At 66.9% G+C, this 2,544-nt stretch carries 3 protein-coding genes; all 3 read right to left on the bottom strand.

What is annotated here, in order from left to right:
• The coding region (locus Q0112_RS00145) for a CTP synthase (RefSeq protein WP_297970035.1) at positions 1 to 1,283 on the bottom strand (1,283 nt) is incomplete at its 3' end.
• Between the two features lie 111 nt (positions 1,284 to 1,394).
• Positions 1,395 to 1,967: a hypothetical protein gene (locus tag Q0112_RS00140; protein ID WP_297970034.1), complete on the bottom strand. Its 573-nt coding sequence runs from the start codon at positions 1,965 to 1,967 to the stop codon at positions 1,395 to 1,397.
• Positions 1,968 to 2,154: 187 nt separating this feature from the next.
• Complete coding sequence (secG, locus tag Q0112_RS00135) at positions 2,155 to 2,511, bottom strand: preprotein translocase subunit SecG (protein WP_297970033.1); 357 nt, start codon at positions 2,509 to 2,511, stop codon at positions 2,155 to 2,157.
• Positions 2,512 to 2,544: the final 33 nt, after the last annotated feature.

The following is a 2,544-nucleotide window of genomic DNA, read 5'->3' as shown; positions in this document are numbered from 1 at the left end:
CGCTGCTCCAGCTCGTTGCCCTGCATCCATTCCGTCATGAGGCCGACGACGGGCTCGTCGCTCGCGCCGAACTCGGTCGAGCCGGCGTTCGCGATGCCGCACAGGTTGCGGGCCGCTTCGAGGGTGGCCATCTGCATGCCGAAGCAGATGCCGAAGTAGGGCACATGGCGCTCGCGTGCGAACTTTGCGGCCAGGATCTTGCCTTCCGAGCCGCGCTCGCCGAAGCCGCCGGGCACGAGGATGCCGTGCACGCCTTCGAGATAGGGCGCCGCGTCTTCGCCTTCGAACACTTCGCTCTCGATCCAGTCGAGCTTGACCTTCACGCGGTTGGCGATGCCGCCGTGCTGAAGCGCTTCGATCAGCGATTTGTAGGCGTCCTTGAGGCCGGTGTACTTGCCGACGATGGCGATCGTCACCTCGCCCTCGGGGGCGGCGATGTTGCGCGAGATGCTCTCCCAGCGGGTGAGGTCGGGCTGCGGCGCGCCGGTGATGCCGAACGCGGCCAGCACCTCGCTGTCGAGACCTTCGCGGTGATAGGCGAGCGGCACGTCGTAAATCGAAGGCGCGTCGAGGGCCTGGATGACGGCCTCCTCGCGCACGTTGCAGAAGAGCGCGATCTTCTTGCGCTCGCTCTTCGGCACCTCGCGGTCGGAGCGGCAGAGCAGAATGTCGGGCTGAATGCCGATGGAGCGCAGCTCCTTCACCGAATGCTGCGTCGGCTTGGTCTTGAGCTCGCCCGCGGACGGGATGAAGGGGAGCAGCGTGAGGTGGATGAAGATCGACGCGCCGCGCGGCAGCTCGTTGCCGAGCTGGCGGATGGCCTCGAAGAAGGGCAGGCCCTCGATGTCGCCCACCGTGCCGCCGATTTCGACGAGCACGAAGTCGATGCCGTCGTTGCCGGAGAGGACGAAGTCCTTGATGGCGTCGGTGACGTGCGGGATCACCTGCACGGTGCCGCCCAGGTAATCGCCGCGGCGCTCGCGCGCGAGGATGTCCTGATAGATGCGGCCTGTCGTGATGTTGTCCGACTTCTTCGCCGGGACGCCGGTGAAGCGCTCGTAGTGGCCAAGGTCGAGGTCCGTCTCCGCGCCGTCGTCGGTCACGAACACCTCACCGTGCTGGTAGGGGCTCATGGTTCCGGGGTCGACGTTCAGATAGGGGTCGAGCTTGCGGAGTCGGACGCTGTACCCGCGAGACTGCAGGAGCGCGCCGAGGGCGGCGGAAGCGAGACCTTTTCCAAGGGAGGAGACCACGCCGCCGGTAATGAAGATGTACCGTTGCATGGGCTTTAACACTAGAGCGCAAGCGCTCCGATTCGAAGTGGTTTTCTTGTCTCATCCACCGCGCTTCGTCTGGATCGGTGAACGGAAGGTGGAAGCCTCAGGCGCGGGGGCTCATGCGGGGCAATGGAAGGGGGCCGGTTCGGCGGGAGGTTCGGGCTGGTCCAGCTCGGCGCGGAGCTGGTCGAAGGCTGCGCGGGATTCGCGGTAGGTGGAGTCGGGGGCGGTGGGCGCGTAGGTCGCCTCGGCCGTCAGGATGCGGTAGTTCAGCTCTCCGTGGCCGCCGCCGCGGTGGGTCGAGCGCTTGGGCGTGCAGCGCGTCGCGTACTGGAGATTGTCGAGCTTGAAGTAGCGGAGGCGATTGTCGCGGCCGATCTCGGCGGCGCGGGTGGCGGCGATTTTCTCGAGGCGGGCGAGGGAGGCGTTGGCGTTGCCCGTCACCTCGATGCGGTAGTGGTTGGGACCGAGCAGGCTTTCCTTGAAGCCGGCGGGGGCAATGGCGTTCGAGGGCTGGTAGGGGACGGTGGCCGGAGGGCCGAGGCTGCCGACGGCGCCGATGCTTTCGTTGCCGGCGGAACACGCGGCGAGAAGAAGGCACGGGGTGAGAACGCACGCGGCGAGAAGGCTGGCGAGCGCCGTCCGGCCGAGCGCCAAGCTTGTCCGTTGCCGCACGCGTGTGGGCTGCATGTCGCGCTCCCCGTAATCCCGCGACAGGCTAGAGCGTGATTGAATCGGGATCACGCTCTATTTCTTTGGTGAGACCGATGATTCACGCTTCAGGCTGATAGGGCCTGAAGCGATCATGGTCTAGCAAAAGCGTGTGGCCAGTTGCGAGCCGGCCACTCCGCAGGAATTCACGTGCGCGGTGCGCGTCTTACTGCAGGCGGTCCAGAATGCCGCCGCGGGGAGCCTCGGCCGGTGCGGATGCGGGCGCGTCGGACGACGGGGCAGCTGGTGCGGTTGCGGCAGGTCTGTCGAAAGCCGAGCCGGCGGGGCCGGCGCGCTGCTGGGACATGAACGTCAGCAGGATGCTGGTGACGAAGAAGCAGAGCGCGAGGATCGCCGTCGTCCGCGTGAGCAGGTTGGCCGTGCCGCGGCCGGTGAGGAAGCCGCCGCCGCCACCACCGCCGCCGCCGATCCCGAGCGCGCCGCCTTCGGAACGCTGCCAGAGGATGACGGCCACGAGTGCGGCTGCAACCATGATGTGGATGACGAGAACAACTGTTGTCATGACGCTGAAAAGCTCCAGGCCCGGCTAGGGGCG

This window comes from uncultured Amaricoccus sp. (assembly GCF_937858865.1).
GTDB lineage: Bacteria > Pseudomonadota > Alphaproteobacteria > Rhodobacterales > Rhodobacteraceae > Amaricoccus.
The sequence above is the reverse complement of the archived record's forward strand: the minus strand, read 5'-3'. Positions and strand labels throughout refer to the sequence as shown.